The 14,367-nt window shown below is 44.0% G+C and carries 15 protein-coding genes; all 15 read left to right on the top strand.

The window, feature by feature from the left end; genetic code table 11:
• Positions 1–10 precede the first annotated feature (10 nt).
• Positions 11–1,249, top strand: coding sequence for a G5 and 3D domain-containing protein (locus Q1J64_RS11585; RefSeq protein ID WP_301109222.1), 1,239 nt, complete (start codon positions 11–13; stop codon positions 1,247–1,249).
• Between the two features lie 134 nt (positions 1,250–1,383).
• Positions 1,384–1,950: a ribonuclease M5 gene (rnmV, locus tag Q1J64_RS11590; protein WP_301109223.1), complete on the top strand. Its 567-nt coding sequence runs from the start codon at positions 1,384–1,386 to the stop codon at positions 1,948–1,950.
• Positions 1,943–2,824 carry a 16S rRNA (adenine(1518)-N(6)/adenine(1519)-N(6))-dimethyltransferase RsmA gene (gene rsmA, locus Q1J64_RS11595; RefSeq protein ID WP_301109224.1) on the top strand — a complete coding sequence of 294 codons (882 nt, stop codon included), beginning with the start codon at positions 1,943–1,945 and terminating at the stop codon, positions 2,822–2,824. Before rnmV ends, rsmA begins: the two co-directional genes overlap by 8 nt.
• A 155-nt stretch (positions 2,825–2,979) precedes the next feature.
• Positions 2,980–3,246, top strand: a complete 267-nt coding sequence (gene veg / locus Q1J64_RS11600; RefSeq protein ID WP_081243506.1) for a biofilm formation stimulator Veg — start codon at positions 2,980–2,982, stop codon at positions 3,244–3,246.
• 156 nt (positions 3,247–3,402) lie between these two features.
• The gene (locus tag Q1J64_RS11605; protein WP_301109225.1) at positions 3,403–3,576 is read left to right on the top strand and encodes a small, acid-soluble spore protein, alpha/beta type; all 174 of its coding nucleotides are present in this window, start codon (positions 3,403–3,405) and stop codon (positions 3,574–3,576) included.
• A 158-nt stretch (positions 3,577–3,734) separates the two neighbouring features.
• On the top strand, positions 3,735–4,601 hold the full coding sequence (gene ispE, locus Q1J64_RS11610) for a 4-(cytidine 5'-diphospho)-2-C-methyl-D-erythritol kinase (RefSeq protein WP_301109226.1): 867 nt from the start codon (positions 3,735–3,737) through the stop codon (positions 4,599–4,601).
• A gap of 56 nt (positions 4,602–4,657) precedes the next feature.
• The gene (purR, locus tag Q1J64_RS11615; RefSeq protein ID WP_301109227.1) at positions 4,658–5,500 is read left to right on the top strand and encodes a pur operon repressor; all 843 of its coding nucleotides are present in this window, start codon (positions 4,658–4,660) and stop codon (positions 5,498–5,500) included.
• Positions 5,488–5,862: a RidA family protein gene (locus Q1J64_RS11620; RefSeq protein WP_301109228.1), complete on the top strand. Its 375-nt coding sequence runs from the start codon at positions 5,488–5,490 to the stop codon at positions 5,860–5,862. Before purR ends, Q1J64_RS11620 begins: the two co-directional genes overlap by 13 nt.
• Before the next feature lie 272 nt (positions 5,863–6,134).
• On the top strand, positions 6,135–6,410 hold the full coding sequence (spoVG, locus tag Q1J64_RS11625; protein ID WP_301109229.1) for a septation regulator SpoVG: 276 nt from the start codon (positions 6,135–6,137) through the stop codon (positions 6,408–6,410).
• Positions 6,411–6,681: 271 nt separating this feature from the next.
• Positions 6,682–8,040: a bifunctional UDP-N-acetylglucosamine diphosphorylase/glucosamine-1-phosphate N-acetyltransferase GlmU gene (glmU, locus tag Q1J64_RS11630; RefSeq protein WP_301109230.1), complete on the top strand. Its 1,359-nt coding sequence runs from the start codon at positions 6,682–6,684 to the stop codon at positions 8,038–8,040.
• Between the two features lie 27 nt (positions 8,041–8,067).
• Positions 8,068–9,027: a ribose-phosphate diphosphokinase gene (locus Q1J64_RS11635; RefSeq protein ID WP_301109231.1), complete on the top strand. Its 960-nt coding sequence runs from the start codon at positions 8,068–8,070 to the stop codon at positions 9,025–9,027.
• An 81-nt stretch (positions 9,028–9,108) separates the two neighbouring features.
• Positions 9,109–9,732: a 50S ribosomal protein L25/general stress protein Ctc gene (locus tag Q1J64_RS11640; RefSeq protein WP_301109232.1), complete on the top strand. Its 624-nt coding sequence runs from the start codon at positions 9,109–9,111 to the stop codon at positions 9,730–9,732.
• Positions 9,733–9,817: 85 nt separating this feature from the next.
• Entirely contained in the window at positions 9,818–10,381 is a 564-nt protein-coding gene (gene pth, locus Q1J64_RS11645; protein WP_301109234.1) for an aminoacyl-tRNA hydrolase, read from the top strand.
• Positions 10,382–10,434: 53 nt separating this feature from the next.
• Complete coding sequence (locus Q1J64_RS11650) at positions 10,435–10,662, top strand: anti-sigma-F factor Fin (protein ID WP_301109235.1); 228 nt, start codon at positions 10,435–10,437, stop codon at positions 10,660–10,662.
• 117 nt (positions 10,663–10,779) lie between these two features.
• Positions 10,780–14,313 (top strand): transcription-repair coupling factor, encoded by a 3,534-nt coding sequence (gene mfd / locus Q1J64_RS11655; RefSeq protein ID WP_301109236.1) that lies wholly within the window; start codon positions 10,780–10,782, stop codon positions 14,311–14,313.
• The last annotated feature ends 54 nt before the right edge of the window (positions 14,314–14,367 follow it).

Below are 14,367 nucleotides of genomic sequence, written 5' to 3' on the forward strand. Positions count from 1 at the left end.
GATTTTTTTCATGTCTCAGAAACCCATGAAAAACCTGTTTACGTTTTCAACGAAGGGTAAGCGTATTGCCATTCTAGCGATTGCAATGGCTTTATTTATAACTACCACATCACTAGTTTTGATTGATGGTAAAAAGAAAAATGTCTCGTTGGCTCTAAACGGTAAGCAAACCGAATTGCGGACGGCAGCAGCAACAGTGGAAGAAGTATTAGCTGCACATGACGTAAAAGTGAAGACACAAGACCATCTTGAACCTTCGATGAACACACCAGTGGAGAATGGCTTAGCTATCCAGTGGAAACAGGCGAAAAAAGTTACTATAGATGTAGACGGCAAGGCAACAGAAATGTGGACGACGGAGCAAACTGTGCAAGATGTGCTTAAAACAGCGAATATTGATGTCAGCTCGCATGACGAAATAGAACCTGCGCTTGCGTCAAATGTTTCAGCTGATCAGCCGATTACGATTGAAAGAGCATTTCAAGTTACGGTAAAAGACGGTGGAAATGAAAGTACCCACTGGTCAACTTCGACTACGGTCGCTGACTTTTTAAGAGAACAAAATATCCGTCTCAATGAATTGGATAAAGTAGAAGGCGATTCGAAAGCAACGCTGACATCGTCTAATGCAACGGTAAACATTGCACGAGTAGAAAAGGTCACCGATGTAGTGGAAGAAGCAGAGAACTTCAAAGTACAGACGAAAGCAGATCCTAAATTACTGAAAGGCCGCGAAAAAGTGGTTCAGGAAGGTAAAAAAGGAAAAGTACAGCGAACGTTTGAAGTAACGAAGAAGAACGGGAAAGTCGTATCTCGCGAGCTGGTAAGCGAAAAATTATTAGAGAAACCGACGCACAAAGTAGTGAATGTCGGATCGAAAGTTATGGTAGCGAGTGCGAGTAACGGTTCTAAGAATAACGGCAACGTAGGGGTATCTCGTGGTAATGAACCAAGTGGCGGCCGTGAATTTTATGCGAATGCCAGTGCATACACAGCATACTGTAATGGATGTTCGGGAACAACGGCAACAGGTATCGACTTGCGCGCAAACCCAAATTTAAAAGTGATTGCGGTCGATCCAAGCGTGATTCCATTAGGCTCAAAAGTATGGGTTGAAGGATATGGTTATGCAGTAGCAGGAGACACAGGCGGCGCAATAAAAGGCAACCGTATCGATTTGCATATGCCGACTAAAGCAGCAGCTTATCAATTTGGACGCCGTACAGTAAAAATTAAAGTAATCAACTGATAAACTGCCGGTAAAAGAAAGCGAGACTTTCTTTTACCGGTTTTTTTGCGTACACAAAGAGATCTGTATGGTTGTGCAGCATGTGAAAAAACTGTAAAATAGAAAGAATGATGTGAGCAGAAAAGAGGAATCTTGTGAATATAGAAGAAGTCATCGTAGTGGAAGGGAAATCGGATACTGTCGCTGTCAGACGGGCAACAGGTGCTGATACAATTGAAACAAATGGCTCTGCCGTCAATGAAATGACGATAGAGCGGATTCGTCATGCACAAAAGACACGCGGCGTCATCGTGTTTACAGATCCTGATTTCCCCGGCAGACGCATTCGCGCAATTGTGGAAGAAAAGGTACCGGACGTTAAGCACGCATTCCTGCCGAAAAAAGAGACGATTGCGAAAAACGGCCGTGGACTTGGGATTGAACATGCCAGTGATGAAGCAATTCGCCATGCTTTAGCTTCTGTTTATACAGTTAGCAAGCATACTATAGAAGAGATCCCTATGGCCAGGCTGCTCGAGGCGCGGCTGCTCGGCCATGAAGACTCAAGAAAACGGCGCGAACGCCTGAGTGAGTTGCTTCAGATTGGGCAGGTTAATGGTAAAGGGTTAAAGAAACGTTTGGAAATGTTCCGGATTTCCCAAATACAATTAGACGAGGCATTGACAGTTCTCGACGAGGAGGAAATGAAAACTGATGTATAAAGACATCGCAACACCGATGAGAACGAAAGAGATACTGCAGAAACACGGATTTTCATTCAAAAAAAGTTTAGGACAGAACTTTCTGGTCGATCCGAACGTACTGCATAATATCGTGTCTCACGCAGACATTACGAAAGAAACAGGTGTCATTGAAGTAGGACCCGGTATAGGAGCACTGACAGAGCATCTGGCGCGTCAGGCAGGAAAAGTGGTAGCGTTTGAAATAGACGGTCGTCTGTTGCCTGTGCTGGAGGACACGATGTCTCCCTACCCGAATGTTACGGTACTTCACCAGGATGTGCTGAAAGCCGATCTTCATCAGGTGATTGAGGAGCATTTTGCGGAATACGAAGATATTGTTGTGGTTGCCAATCTGCCGTATTACATTACAACACCGATTATCATGAAATTCCTAATGGAAAAAGCACGGGTTAAACAGCTCGTCATCATGATGCAGAAAGAAGTGGCGGACCGTATTACTGCTGTGCCAAGCACCAAAGCATATGGATCATTATCCATTGCCGTGCAGTATTATATGGATGCAGAAGTATCGATGATCGTGCCAAAGACCGTATTTATTCCTCAGCCAAATGTGGAATCTGCAGTTTTACGTTTAACACGCAGAGAAGAAGCATATCCTGATGTGACAGATGAAGATTTCTTGTTTATTGTTACACAAGGTTCATTCCTACATCGCCGTAAAACAATCTGGAATAATCTGCAGGCGTCATTGCCCGAGGGTAAAGAGAAGAAGGAACTGATCCAGCAATCCTTTGATGAAGCAGAATTGGACTCTGGGCGAAGAGGCGAAACATTATCGATTCCGGAGTTTATTAGGCTCGCGAACGCGTTATACCCTCACTTCCATAAGTGAAACCAGAGTAAAAGTCAACAACATTATGTTGTGAAAAAATGGTGAAATTAATAAAAAACATTTGACAAAGATATAGGTTCACTGTTAAAATAAAAAATTTGGTTGACAGAACTGCAAAGAAATGTTATGCTATTAGTTAGTGAGGTGTAAGCAACATGCCAAAAACATTAGCAGACATTAAAAAGTCACTGGACGCTCATTTAGGGAAACGACTCCACCTAAAAGCAAATGGTGGTCGTAAAAAAACGATCGAACATGCTGGAGTATTGCGTGATACGTATCGTGCGGTTTTCGTAGTGGAGTTAGACCAGGATGACAATGCGTTTGAAAGAGTTTCTTACAGCTATGCAGATATTTTGACCGAAGCGGTTGAAATAACCATTCTTGATGGTTCAGATCAAACGGCCTTTATCATCAAATAATTTCCAAGCAATTTTTTATTTTAATTCCTAGTAAACCTGTACAAGTAATCCTTGTGCAGGTTTTTTTATTTGAATCAAAATTTAACTCAAAATCTAAGCGTGTAATTCCTTCTATATGACACAAGCTATATATGTCAGCCAAAGGAGGAAAACCGAATGGCCAGAAAAGGTGTTATGTCAGAGCAATTGAAAATAGAAATCGCGAAAGAACTGGGATTTTACGAGACAGTACAGCGAGAAGGCTGGGGCGGTATTCGATCACGTGATGCAGGCAATATGGTGAAACGTGCAATTGAAATGGCGAGCAGGCAGACGGAGGAGAAGAAGTAATCCATCCAATGTCACGGACAATCCAAAGCAGGCTGACAAAAGGAACTGTAAAAGCGAAACGCGCTTTACAGTTCTTTTTTCATTTAATCTTCCTACGTTCTATCTATTCTGTGGTAATATTATGAGCAAGAACATGCGGTAGGGAGGGAGCTTTTATCATGATTTACGAAAAGGCGCCTGCGAAAATCAATTTAACGCTAGATGTACTGAATAAACGGCCAGACGGATACCATGAGGTCGAAATGATTATGACGACTGTTGACTTGGCTGACCGTATTTGGCTTCGTCCTACTTTGGACCGCAGCATTACGATTAAGTCATCTCATCGTTTTGTGCCGAATGACCGGAAAAACCTGGCGTATCAAGCGGCTGATTTATTGCGGAAACGCTATCGGTTAAGTGATGGCGTTGAAATTACGCTGGACAAGAATATTCCGATTGCGGCAGGCCTTGCGGGCGGCAGTTCAGATGCTGCTGCCGCATTGCGCGGACTGAATCGGTTGTGGAAGCTCGGGCTGTCACTGGACGAGCTGGCGGTGCTCGGAGCGGAGATTGGCTCGGATGTATCATTTTGCGTATATGGCGGTACAGCCATTGCACAGGGACGTGGTGAGAAGATCACTCATTTACCGTCGCCGCCGAATTGCTGGGTCATCCTGGCAAAGCCAACGATCGGTGTGTCTACTGGGAATATTTATGGGCAGCTTGATTTGGCGTCTATTAAGCATCCGCAGACGAAGACCATGATGGAAGCGCTGCGGGAAGGTGATTATGAAAAAATGTGTTCATCATTAGGAAATGTCCTTGAGCCTGTCACCATGAATCTTCATCAGGATGTAGTGGTGCTGAAAGAGCAGATGGAACGTTTCGGGGCAGATGCGGTGCTAATGAGCGGCAGTGGTCCGACGGTGTTTGGTCTGGTCAGGCAGGAATCACGCGTACCAAGAATCGTCAATGCATTAAAAGGATTTTGCCAAGACGTTCACGCTGTACGAATGCTGGGTGAACGTGTGGTAGTTGATTAATTCCGTACGATTATGATAATGTACTTATAATTCATTCGGATTTAGGAGTCGGTATTATGAAGTGGAAAAGAAGTGAAAGGCTGGTCGACATGACGCGCCATTTGCTGGAAAATCCGCACACACTCATTTCTTTGACGTTTTTCTCTACTAGATACGCTGCGGCCAAGTCTTCGATCAGTGAAGATCTGGGCATCTTAAAGGAAACCTTTGAAGAGAGCGGCACAGGACGGTTAGTAACCATCTCCGGTGCAGCAGGCGGTATAAAATATATTCCTCTGGCGAGCAAAGAAGAAATACAGCAAGTGATTGATTCATTAATGGATGAGCTGGCTCAGTCTGACCGCCTGCTTCCTGGCGGTTATCTGTATATGACGGATCTGCTGGGCAATCCAAAGTTCCTTGATCAAATCGGCAAAGTAATTGCCACTGCATTTTTTGATGCAGGTATTGATGCGATTATGACGGTCGCGACAAAAGGAATTCCTATTGCCCATGCAATTGCCCGGCATTTGAATGTTCCGGTGATTGTTGTAAGGCGTGATAGTAGAGTGACAGAAGGTTCTACAGTCAGTATTAATTATGTGTCAGGTTCTGCACGCCGGATTCAGACGATGGTGCTGTCGAAGAGAAGCATGCAAAGTGGCCAGAAAGTGCTGCTGACGGATGACTTCATGAAAGTCGGCGGAACCATTCATGGCATGAAAAGCTTACTGTCAGAGTTTAATTGCGAGTTGGGCGGGGTAGCGGTGCTCGTAGAGGCCGAACATCCCGAAGAAATTCTGGTGGATGACTATCTGTCTTTGATTAAACTGCACGGGGTGGACGAGAAACACAGAAAGATCGAGCTGGAAGAAGGAAACTACTTTTCGAGAGGCGGTAATGAGAAATGGAATATGTAAAAACAGAACGGGCACCACAGGCGATTGGCCCGTATTCACAAGCAGTGAAAGTGAACGGAATGGTCTATACGTCAGGCGCAATTCCATTGAATGCAGCAGGAGAACTGGTAGAAGGCGGAATCAAAGAGCAGACAAATCAAGTGTTTGCCAATCTTAAAACCATACTCGAAGAAGCGGGATCCAGTTTGCAGCAAGTAATCAAAGCAACTGTATTTATTCAAGATATGAATGAGTTTGCTGAATTAAACGAAGTATATGCAGAGCACTTCGGTGACCATAAACCGGCACGTTCCACAGTAGAAGTCGCACGCCTTCCAAAAGACGTACGTGTTGAAATCGAAGTAATTGCTCTTTGTAAATAATGATCACAATCAAGCAGACGGTTCTTATGTCTAATTCGGACACGGGAACCGTTCTTTTTATAGTGATAAACGAGTGGGGATATATGGAGTAATTAGAGAAAAAACATTGCTTCAAATGTGAAATTTAAAAATTCACAAAAAATTCTATTTTAATCTGAGTGAAAAACTAGTATTATAGAATTAACACAACAATTCTGGGTAAAAAGAGGAAATTTTCCATTCTATCTAGAATATATACATTGTGAATAATTGACAACAAGGGAGTGGGGAAAATGGAGATTACAGATGTGAGATTACGCAAGGTAGACACAGAAGGCAGAATGAGGGCGATTGCTTCCATTACGCTAAACGATCAATTTGTCATCCATGATATCCGAGTCATCGAGGGGAATGACGGATTATTTGTGGCGATGCCGAGCAAGCGTACACCAGATGGGGAATTCCGCGATGTAGCGCATCCGATTAATTCTGAAGCGAGAACAAAAGTGCAGGAATCGATTTTGGCAGCTTATCATAAGGTTGGGGAACTTGAGGAAGTTGCGCTTTAAACAAACGAAATAAAAGAAAGCGTTTTCATATCGTTATATCAACCAAAAGGCCATCTATTCGAATAGATGGCCTTTTGGTTTCAATCGGTTGAGAAAGGGTATATCCAAGACATTCCTGTTAGTTGGAGTTAGAAATTGCGCGAAGCACTGCAAAATTTGCAAAAAGATTAATAATGATAAAAGAAAGATCCATAATTGTCAAGGGAGTATGCTTGAAAAACCCACTCAATTCCTATATAGTCAATATTGAATTAAGGATGGGGGCTGGCAGATGACAAACACATATGCTATCGTCCTGGCAGCAGGACAAGGGACTCGTATGAAGTCTGATTTATATAAAGTGCTTCACCCAGTTTGCGGTAAACCGATGGTCGAACATGTCATTGATCATATTCGTCATTTGGATGCAGACCGGATTGTTACCATTGTCGGCCACGGCGCAGAAATGGTCGAGCAGACAATAGGAAGTAAAAGTGAATACGCACTGCAGGAAGAACAGCTCGGCACAGCACACGCAGTGCAGCAAGCAGAAGATGTACTTGGCAACCTTGACGGTACAACGCTTGTCGTCTGCGGAGATACGCCGCTGATCAGCAGTGAAACAATGAAGTCGTTACTTGCTCATCATCATAAGTCAGAAGCAAAAGCTACAATACTTACTGCAAACGCAGATGACCCGACAGGCTATGGCCGGATCATCCGGGCAGAGAATGGTGACGTATTGCGAAACGTCGAACATAAAGATACAAATGATGAAGAACGCAACGTAACGGAAATTAACACAGGTACGTATTGCTTTGATAACCGTGCATTATTCGAAACACTAAAAAAAGTGAATAACGAAAATGTTCAAGGCGAATACTATCTTCCAGATGTCATCGGTATTCTGAAATCAGAAGGACAGCGCATCTCGGCATATACGACACCGAACTTCCACGAAACATTGGGAGTCAACGACCGTGTAGCACTTGCTCAGGCAGAAAAAGAAATGCGTCACCTAATCGCAGAAAAACATATGCGCAATGGTGTAACGATCATCAATCCGGAACAGACTGTCATCAGTGCAGATGCAGAAATCGGCCGTGATACAGTCATTCAGCCCGGCGTGATGATAGAAGGACCTACAAAAATCGGTACACATTGTATAATTGGACCCAACAGTCATTTGCAGAACAGTATAGTAGGCAATCACACGACCGTCCACTCATCTGTTGTACTGGACAGCCAGGTGGGCTCAAATACCGCTGTCGGTCCATTCGCACATTTACGTCCTAATTCACAATTGGGCAATCACGTAAAAGTTGGAAACTTTGTCGAGGTGAAGAAATCACAACTCGGCGATCATAGTAAAGTATCTCATCTGAGCTATATCGGAGATGCCGAGATCGGCACGAATGTAAACGTCGGCTGCGGCACAATCACAGTCAATTATGACGGCAAGAATAAGTATAAGACCGAAATACAGGATGATGCTTTCATTGGCTGTAATGCTAACTTAGTAGCGCCTGTAACAATAGGGAAAAATGCTCTTGTAGCTGCCGGATCCACCATTACAAAAAATGTTCCAGAAAATTCACTTGCAATTGCACGCGTTCGCCAAGAGAATAAAGAGGGATACGTAAAAAACTAATCTTACCCAACTAACAGGAGGGCCATCATGGCAAATCATTATCCAAACAACAAATTGAAGATCTTTTCGCTAACTGCGAATGAACCCCTAGCACTAGAAGTAGCAGAACAAGTCGGACTTCCTTTAGGAAAATGCTCAGTCAAACGTTTTAGTGACGGTGAAATCCAGATCAATATCGACGAAAGCATTCGTGGATGTGAAGTATTCGTTATTCAGTCCACTTCCAACCCGGTAAATGATAATTTGATGGAGCTCCTCATCATGTTAGATGCACTGATGCGTGCTTCTGCCCGTACAATCAGTGTGGTAATGCCTTATTACGGCTATGCACGCCAGGATCGCAAAGCGGGATCACGCGAACCGATCACAGCAAAATTAGTTGCGAATTTATTGGAAAAAGCAGGTGCAGACCGTGTAATTGCGGTAGATTTACACGCCCCTCAAATCCAAGGTTTCTTTGATATTCCCATCGACCACTTAATTGCTGAGCCGATCTTGACGGAATATTTCCAAGGCCAAGGTTTAGTAGGTGATGATCTTGTCATCGTATCGCCTGATCATGGAGGCGTTACAAGAGCGCGTAAAATGGCAGACCGCATGAAAGCGCCGATTGCAATTATCGATAAACGCCGTCCACGCCCTAACGTAGCAGAAGTCATGAATATTGTCGGAAATGTAGAAGGAAAAACTGCAATTTTGATTGACGATATCATTGATACAGCTGGTACGATTACGATTGCAGCGAGCGCGTTAATTGAAAGCGGAGCAAAAGAAGTGTATGCTTGTTGTTCACATCCCGTATTATCCGGTCCCGCAATTGAACGGATAAACAACTCTAAAATCAAGGAATTGGTCATTACGAATTCCATTAAATTGCCGGAGGATAAACAATCTCCGAAAATTAAACAGCTGTCCATTGCGCCTTTACTGGCTTCAGCAATTGTTCGGGTGTTTGAGAAGAAGTCTGTAAGCACGTTATTTGATTGATGACAAGTTACCTGAAGTCGTCTGATATTGAATGTTTCAAGAGGTAGAAAAAACTTTTTTAAAGGAAAGGTGACTATACAAATGAGCATAATGCAGTCGAAATTGAGAGAAACTGACAAAACAACACTGAGACAATTACGAAATGAGGGATGGATTCCTTCCGTAGTCTATGGTTACAAAACGGAAAGCACACCAATCTCTGTAAAAGAGCGTGACTTAATTGATACGCTTCACGAAACAGGGCGGAACGGTGTCATCAAGTTGAACGTAGACGGCAAAGATGTAAATGTCGTATTAAGTGATTATCAATCCGATGTACTTATAGGAAACATTACACACGCTGACTTTTTAGCGATCAATATGACGGAAGAGCTTGAAGTAGAGGCTACTATTAACTTAGTAGGCCAGTCTCCTGGCGAAAAAGAAGGCGGAACTATACAGCAGCCACTATGGGAATTAACTATCCGTGTGAAGCCGTCTGATATTCCTGAAAGCATTGACGTAGACGTTTCAGAACTTCAGATTGGTGATACTTTGCTCGTCAGCGATATTCGCGATAAAGTGAAGTTTGAAATTCTGAATGATGATGAAACGGCATTGGTTACGATTTCTGCACCTCGTACGGAAGCGGAGATGGAAGCCTTGGATGAAACAACTGAAACTAAAGCTGAACCAGAAGTAATTGGTGAAGGTAAAGAAGCATAATAGGTAATGAAATGGGCGCACGAGTTTGTAACGTGCGCTCCTTTTCTATGCATATATCGATCGCTCAGAAAAGGAAGAGAAGCAAATGAGATTAATTATCGGACTCGGAAATCCCGGGAAAACTTATGAGAACACACGCCATAATATTGGATTTCAAGTAATTGATGAGCTGGCAAAACGCTTGCAGGCACCTCCTTTCCAGCAAAAGTTCAATGGACAATACACGACTGTTCATACGGCACAGGGTAAAGTGATTCTGGTGAAGCCGATGACGTATATGAATTTGTCAGGTGAATGTGTGCGTCCGCTGGCTGACTATTTTGAAGTGAATGATGAAGAACTTGTTGTCCTATATGACGACTTGGATCTGCCGGCAGGTAAAATCCGTCTTCGCCAAAAAGGAAGTGCCGGCGGTCATAATGGTATGAAATCATTGATCGCACATTTAGGAACTTCTGAATTTAATCGAATCCGCATAGGTGTTGATCGTCCTACAGGCGGTATGAAGGTCCCTGACTACGTTCTGTCTCCTTTTCATAAAGAGGAGCTACCTCTAATGGAAGAAGCCGTACAGAAGAGTGCAGATGCATGTGAAGCTTGGATCAAGGAGACGCCTTTTCTTGAGGTGATGAATAAATTTAACGGGTAAGCATAACATATGGATTCTTTGCCTATACTTTGTAAAAGGAAGGTGAAGAGTACGTGATCCGTTATTCTTGCAATCACTGTCACACGGAAATAGGTTCCATTCCATTCGAAGCAGCAAAAGAAACCCTTAGCCAAATCGAGAAGTTGAAGAAAGAAGAGAAACGAGCCATGTTATCGGTCGATCATGACGGGGGCCTGCACATACGTTGTATTTGCGAACACTGTGAACAATCGCTGAAGTCGTTTCCGGATTATTACACCTTAAAAAAATGGTTACAATAGTAACAGTTGCTTTGGCTATAAGCGCCAAAGCTTTTTGTGCATAAAGCTTCCTGGTGAAAATAAGAAAACGAGACTTGGTAGACAAGTCATAATTGATATATAGAGAGGATTATTCGATTGGAAGTACTAGATCAGCTATTTTTAGAAGAAAAAGAGATTCAAGGTCTGCTCAGTGATTTGCAGGCTGGACAAGATCAGCAGTTAGTCACCGGGCTCTCCGGAGGATCTAAAGCTATCTTCTTTAAAGTGATTCAGCAGTCACTGAAGCGGCCGGTCTTGATCGTCTCGCCGAATATGCTTCAAGCACAGCGTACGTATGAAGATCTGATCAAGATGGCGGGTGAAGACCATGTCCACTTGTATACAGCGGAAGAGTTAGTGGCTGCAGATTTTTCATTTGCGAGCTATGAACTGCGGGCAGGCCGCATCGACACACTGGATCATATGGCGCGCACAGGCAGCGGAATTTATATCACACCGGTAGCAGGCCTTCGTAAGCTGCTGCCGTCAAAAGAGCGGTGGCTGTCAAATTACATCACGGCAAAAACAGATGAAGAGATCAATGTGGGAATTTGGCTCGAGAAGCTTGTTTCAATGGGCTATATACGTCAAGACTTGGTCAGTGCGCCTGGTGAATTTGCGTTGCGCGGGGGGATTCTGGACATTTATCCGCTGACGATGCAGGAACCTGTGCGAATCGAACTGTTTGATACGACGATTGATTCAATCCGTACGTTTTCAGCGGAAGATCAGCGTTCAACAGGCAAAATGGATTCTATTACATTGCTGCCCGCGACAGAGTTTATATGGACGCCGGAAGAATTGCTGCAAGTATCCCGAAGTGTAAAGCAGGCACTCGGCGACAGTCTGACAAGAATTAAAAGTGAAGAACTGCAGCAGCAATTGCTGACAGTCATTATGGAAGATGTCGGTCTGATGAAAGACGGAATTGTCCCGGATACAATGAAAAAGTATGCTTCCTTCTCATCTGAGGCAAGTGCTATGTTGACGGATTATTTTCCATCAGACGGCCTGATCGTATTCGACGAATTGGGGCGAATTCAAGAGTCGGTTGCAACTTTGGAAGCCGAAGAGCAGGAATACCAGCTGGCAATGCTTGAAGACGGCAAGATGCTGCATGATACGAAGCTGGCCTGGAAATATGAACATGTGCTGAACGAAATTCATCAGCTCAAGCTGTATCTGTCTTTATTCACGCGTACAGTGCCTGGATTTACTATCAAAAAAACACTTGCGATTTCTTGTAAACCCATGCAGCAGTTCCATGGCCAGATGCCTTTATTGAAAAATGAAATCGACCGCTGGAAGAAAGAGAATTTCAATGTGTTCCTTTTGGCGTCATCAGATGAACGCATGAAGCAGATTCAAGAAATCTTGCGGGAATATGATATAGAAGCCGTACTGAATGGACCGCTGACCAAAGAAGGAACATTGTCGATTATTGAAGGCGAACTGACAGCAGGTTTCGAACTGCCGTTTCAAAAGCTTGCAGTCATCACAGATGCTGAAATGTTTACCGGCAAGCCAAAGCGCAAAGCCCGTCCGCCTAAAATTACGAATGCGGAGCGAATTAAAAGCTATTCTGAAATTAAACCTGGCGATTATATTGTCCACGTTCATCACGGAATCGGGAAATATTATGGTGTCGTGACGCTTGAAGTGGGTGGTCTGCAAAAAGACTACTTAGATATACGCTATCGCGGAGAAGATAAATTATTTGTACCCGCCGATCAGATTGATTTGATCCAGAAGTATGTTGCTTCAGGAGAGAAAGAGCCGAAGCTGCATAAGCTTGGCGGCGCAGACTGGACGAAAACGAAACGTAAAGTCACAGCTGCCATCCAGGATATAGCAGATGATTTAATTAAGCTGTATGCCAAAAGAGAAGCGGAAAAAGGATTTGCGTTTAGTGAAGACGACGATTTGCAGCGTTCATTTGAAAATGCCTTCCCTTATGAAGAAACAGCCGACCAATTGCAGTCAATCGGTGAAATTAAGAAGGATATGGAAAGAGAACGCCCGATGGACCGGCTCTTATGCGGAGACGTAGGCTATGGAAAAACGGAAGTAGCGATCCGGGCAGCTTTTAAAGCGGTCACAAACGGCAAACAAGTCGCCTTTTTAGTGCCGACAACCATTTTAGCGCAACAACATTATGAAACAATGAAAGAAAGATTTGCCGATTATCCGGTGACTGTTTCCTTGCTGAATCGATTCCGTACGAAGAAAGAACAGGATGAAACGATTAAAGGGTTAAAAGCAGGGACAGTGGATATCGTCATCGGCACGCACCGTTTGCTGTCAAAAGATGTAGTCTACCAAGATCTAGGACTGTTAGTAGTGGATGAAGAGCAGCGTTTTGGTGTGACGCATAAAGAGAAATTGAAGCAGCTGAAAAACAATGTCGATGTACTGACATTAACCGCTACACCGATTCCGCGGACATTGCATATGTCGATGGTCGGCGTGCGTGATCTGTCCGTCATCGAGACACCTCCTGCCAACCGTTTCCCAGTCCAGACGTATGTCATGGAACATAACGGAGGATTAGTGCGGGAGGCGATTGAACGTGAGATGGGTCGCGGAGGACAGGTGTTTTATCTGTATAACCGCGTGGAAGACATGGATCGAAAAGTAGAGGAAATTCGCGAGTTAGTGCCGGAAGCGCGTATTGCTTCTGCACATGGAAGAATGGGAGAAGCTGCGCTGGAAGCAGTTATAATGAGCTTCCTTGAAGGCGAATATGATGTGCTTGTGACGACAACAATTATCGAAACAGGTATTGATATTCCAAACGTCAACACGCTGATCGTCCACGATGCCGACCGCATGGGTCTGTCGCAGCTCTATCAATTGCGTGGACGCGTCGGGCGTTCTAACCGTGTTGCTTACAGTTATATGCTGTACCAACGTGATAAAGTGCTGACAGAAGTGGCAGAAAACCGTCTGCAGGCGATCAAAGAATTCACGGAGCTCGGTTCGGGCTTTAAAATTGCGATGCGTGATTTATCTATTCGAGGTGCCGGAAACTTGTTAGGCTCACAACAACACGGTTTTATTGATTCGGTTGGGTTTGACCTGTATTCCCAATTACTGCAGGAAGCAATCGAAGAACGGCAAACAGGCGTCGTCAAGGAAGCGCGAGCGGATGTCGAAATCTCTTTGCCGATCAATGCGTACTTGCCTGAAACGTATATTCAGGATGGCTATCAAAAAATACAAATGTATAAACGCGTAAAAGCAATCGAAAGCGACGAGGATTATTTGGAATTGGTCGATGAGATGATTGACCGGTTCGGCGATATGCCGCTTGAAGCCGATTTATTGCTGCGTGTAGGTCGAATGAAAGCATGGGGACGGACAGCCGGTGTGGAGTCTATTAAAAAGCAGCAGGGTATTGCAGAAATCCGTCTGACTGTTGAAGGGACGGCACGTGCAGACGGTGCGAAGCTTATGGAGCATTCATTGAAATTCGGCCATGCTGTCGGGCTAACTCTTGAAAACGGCCAGATTATCGTGACAGTGAATGAAAAGAAGTCGAATCAATTCACGGAGTTCGATATGGTGGAAGATATGGTACATGTTATGCAGGAGACAGCAAAAGAAGTTTCGTCTGCTGATTCCGTGTAAATCCTTCATTGCATAAAATGACCAGTGATGATGCATACTACTTTCAGAAATACA

Origin of the sequence: Sporosarcina sp., from assembly GCF_029257255.1 — a bacterium.
Taxonomy (GTDB): Bacteria; Bacillota; Bacilli; order Bacillales_A; family Planococcaceae; genus Sporosarcina.

What these genes read in the sequence shown, in the direction of transcription:
- veg (WP_081243506.1), top strand. Translation starts at nt 2,980, where the DNA reads ATGCCAAAAACATTAGCAGACATTAAAAAGTCACTGGACGCTCATTTA.
- Q1J64_RS11640 (WP_301109232.1), top strand. Translation starts at nt 9,109, where the DNA reads ATGAGCATAATGCAGTCGAAATTGAGAGAAACTGACAAAACAACACTG.
- glmU (WP_301109230.1), top strand. Translation starts at nt 6,682, where the DNA reads ATGACAAACACATATGCTATCGTCCTGGCAGCAGGACAAGGGACTCGT.
- Q1J64_RS11620 (WP_301109228.1), top strand. Translation starts at nt 5,488, where the DNA reads ATGGAATATGTAAAAACAGAACGGGCACCACAGGCGATTGGCCCGTAT.
- spoVG (WP_301109229.1), top strand. Translation starts at nt 6,135, where the DNA reads ATGGAGATTACAGATGTGAGATTACGCAAGGTAGACACAGAAGGCAGA.
- rsmA (WP_301109224.1), top strand. Translation starts at nt 1,943, where the DNA reads ATGTATAAAGACATCGCAACACCGATGAGAACGAAAGAGATACTGCAG.
- purR (WP_301109227.1), top strand. Translation starts at nt 4,658, where the DNA reads ATGAAGTGGAAAAGAAGTGAAAGGCTGGTCGACATGACGCGCCATTTG.
- Q1J64_RS11585 (WP_301109222.1), top strand. Translation starts at nt 11, where the DNA reads ATGTCTCAGAAACCCATGAAAAACCTGTTTACGTTTTCAACGAAGGGT.
- ispE (WP_301109226.1), top strand. Translation starts at nt 3,735, where the DNA reads ATGATTTACGAAAAGGCGCCTGCGAAAATCAATTTAACGCTAGATGTA.
- pth (WP_301109234.1), top strand. Translation starts at nt 9,818, where the DNA reads ATGAGATTAATTATCGGACTCGGAAATCCCGGGAAAACTTATGAGAAC.
- Q1J64_RS11635 (WP_301109231.1), top strand. Translation starts at nt 8,068, where the DNA reads ATGGCAAATCATTATCCAAACAACAAATTGAAGATCTTTTCGCTAACT.
- Q1J64_RS11605 (WP_301109225.1), top strand. Translation starts at nt 3,403, where the DNA reads ATGGCCAGAAAAGGTGTTATGTCAGAGCAATTGAAAATAGAAATCGCG.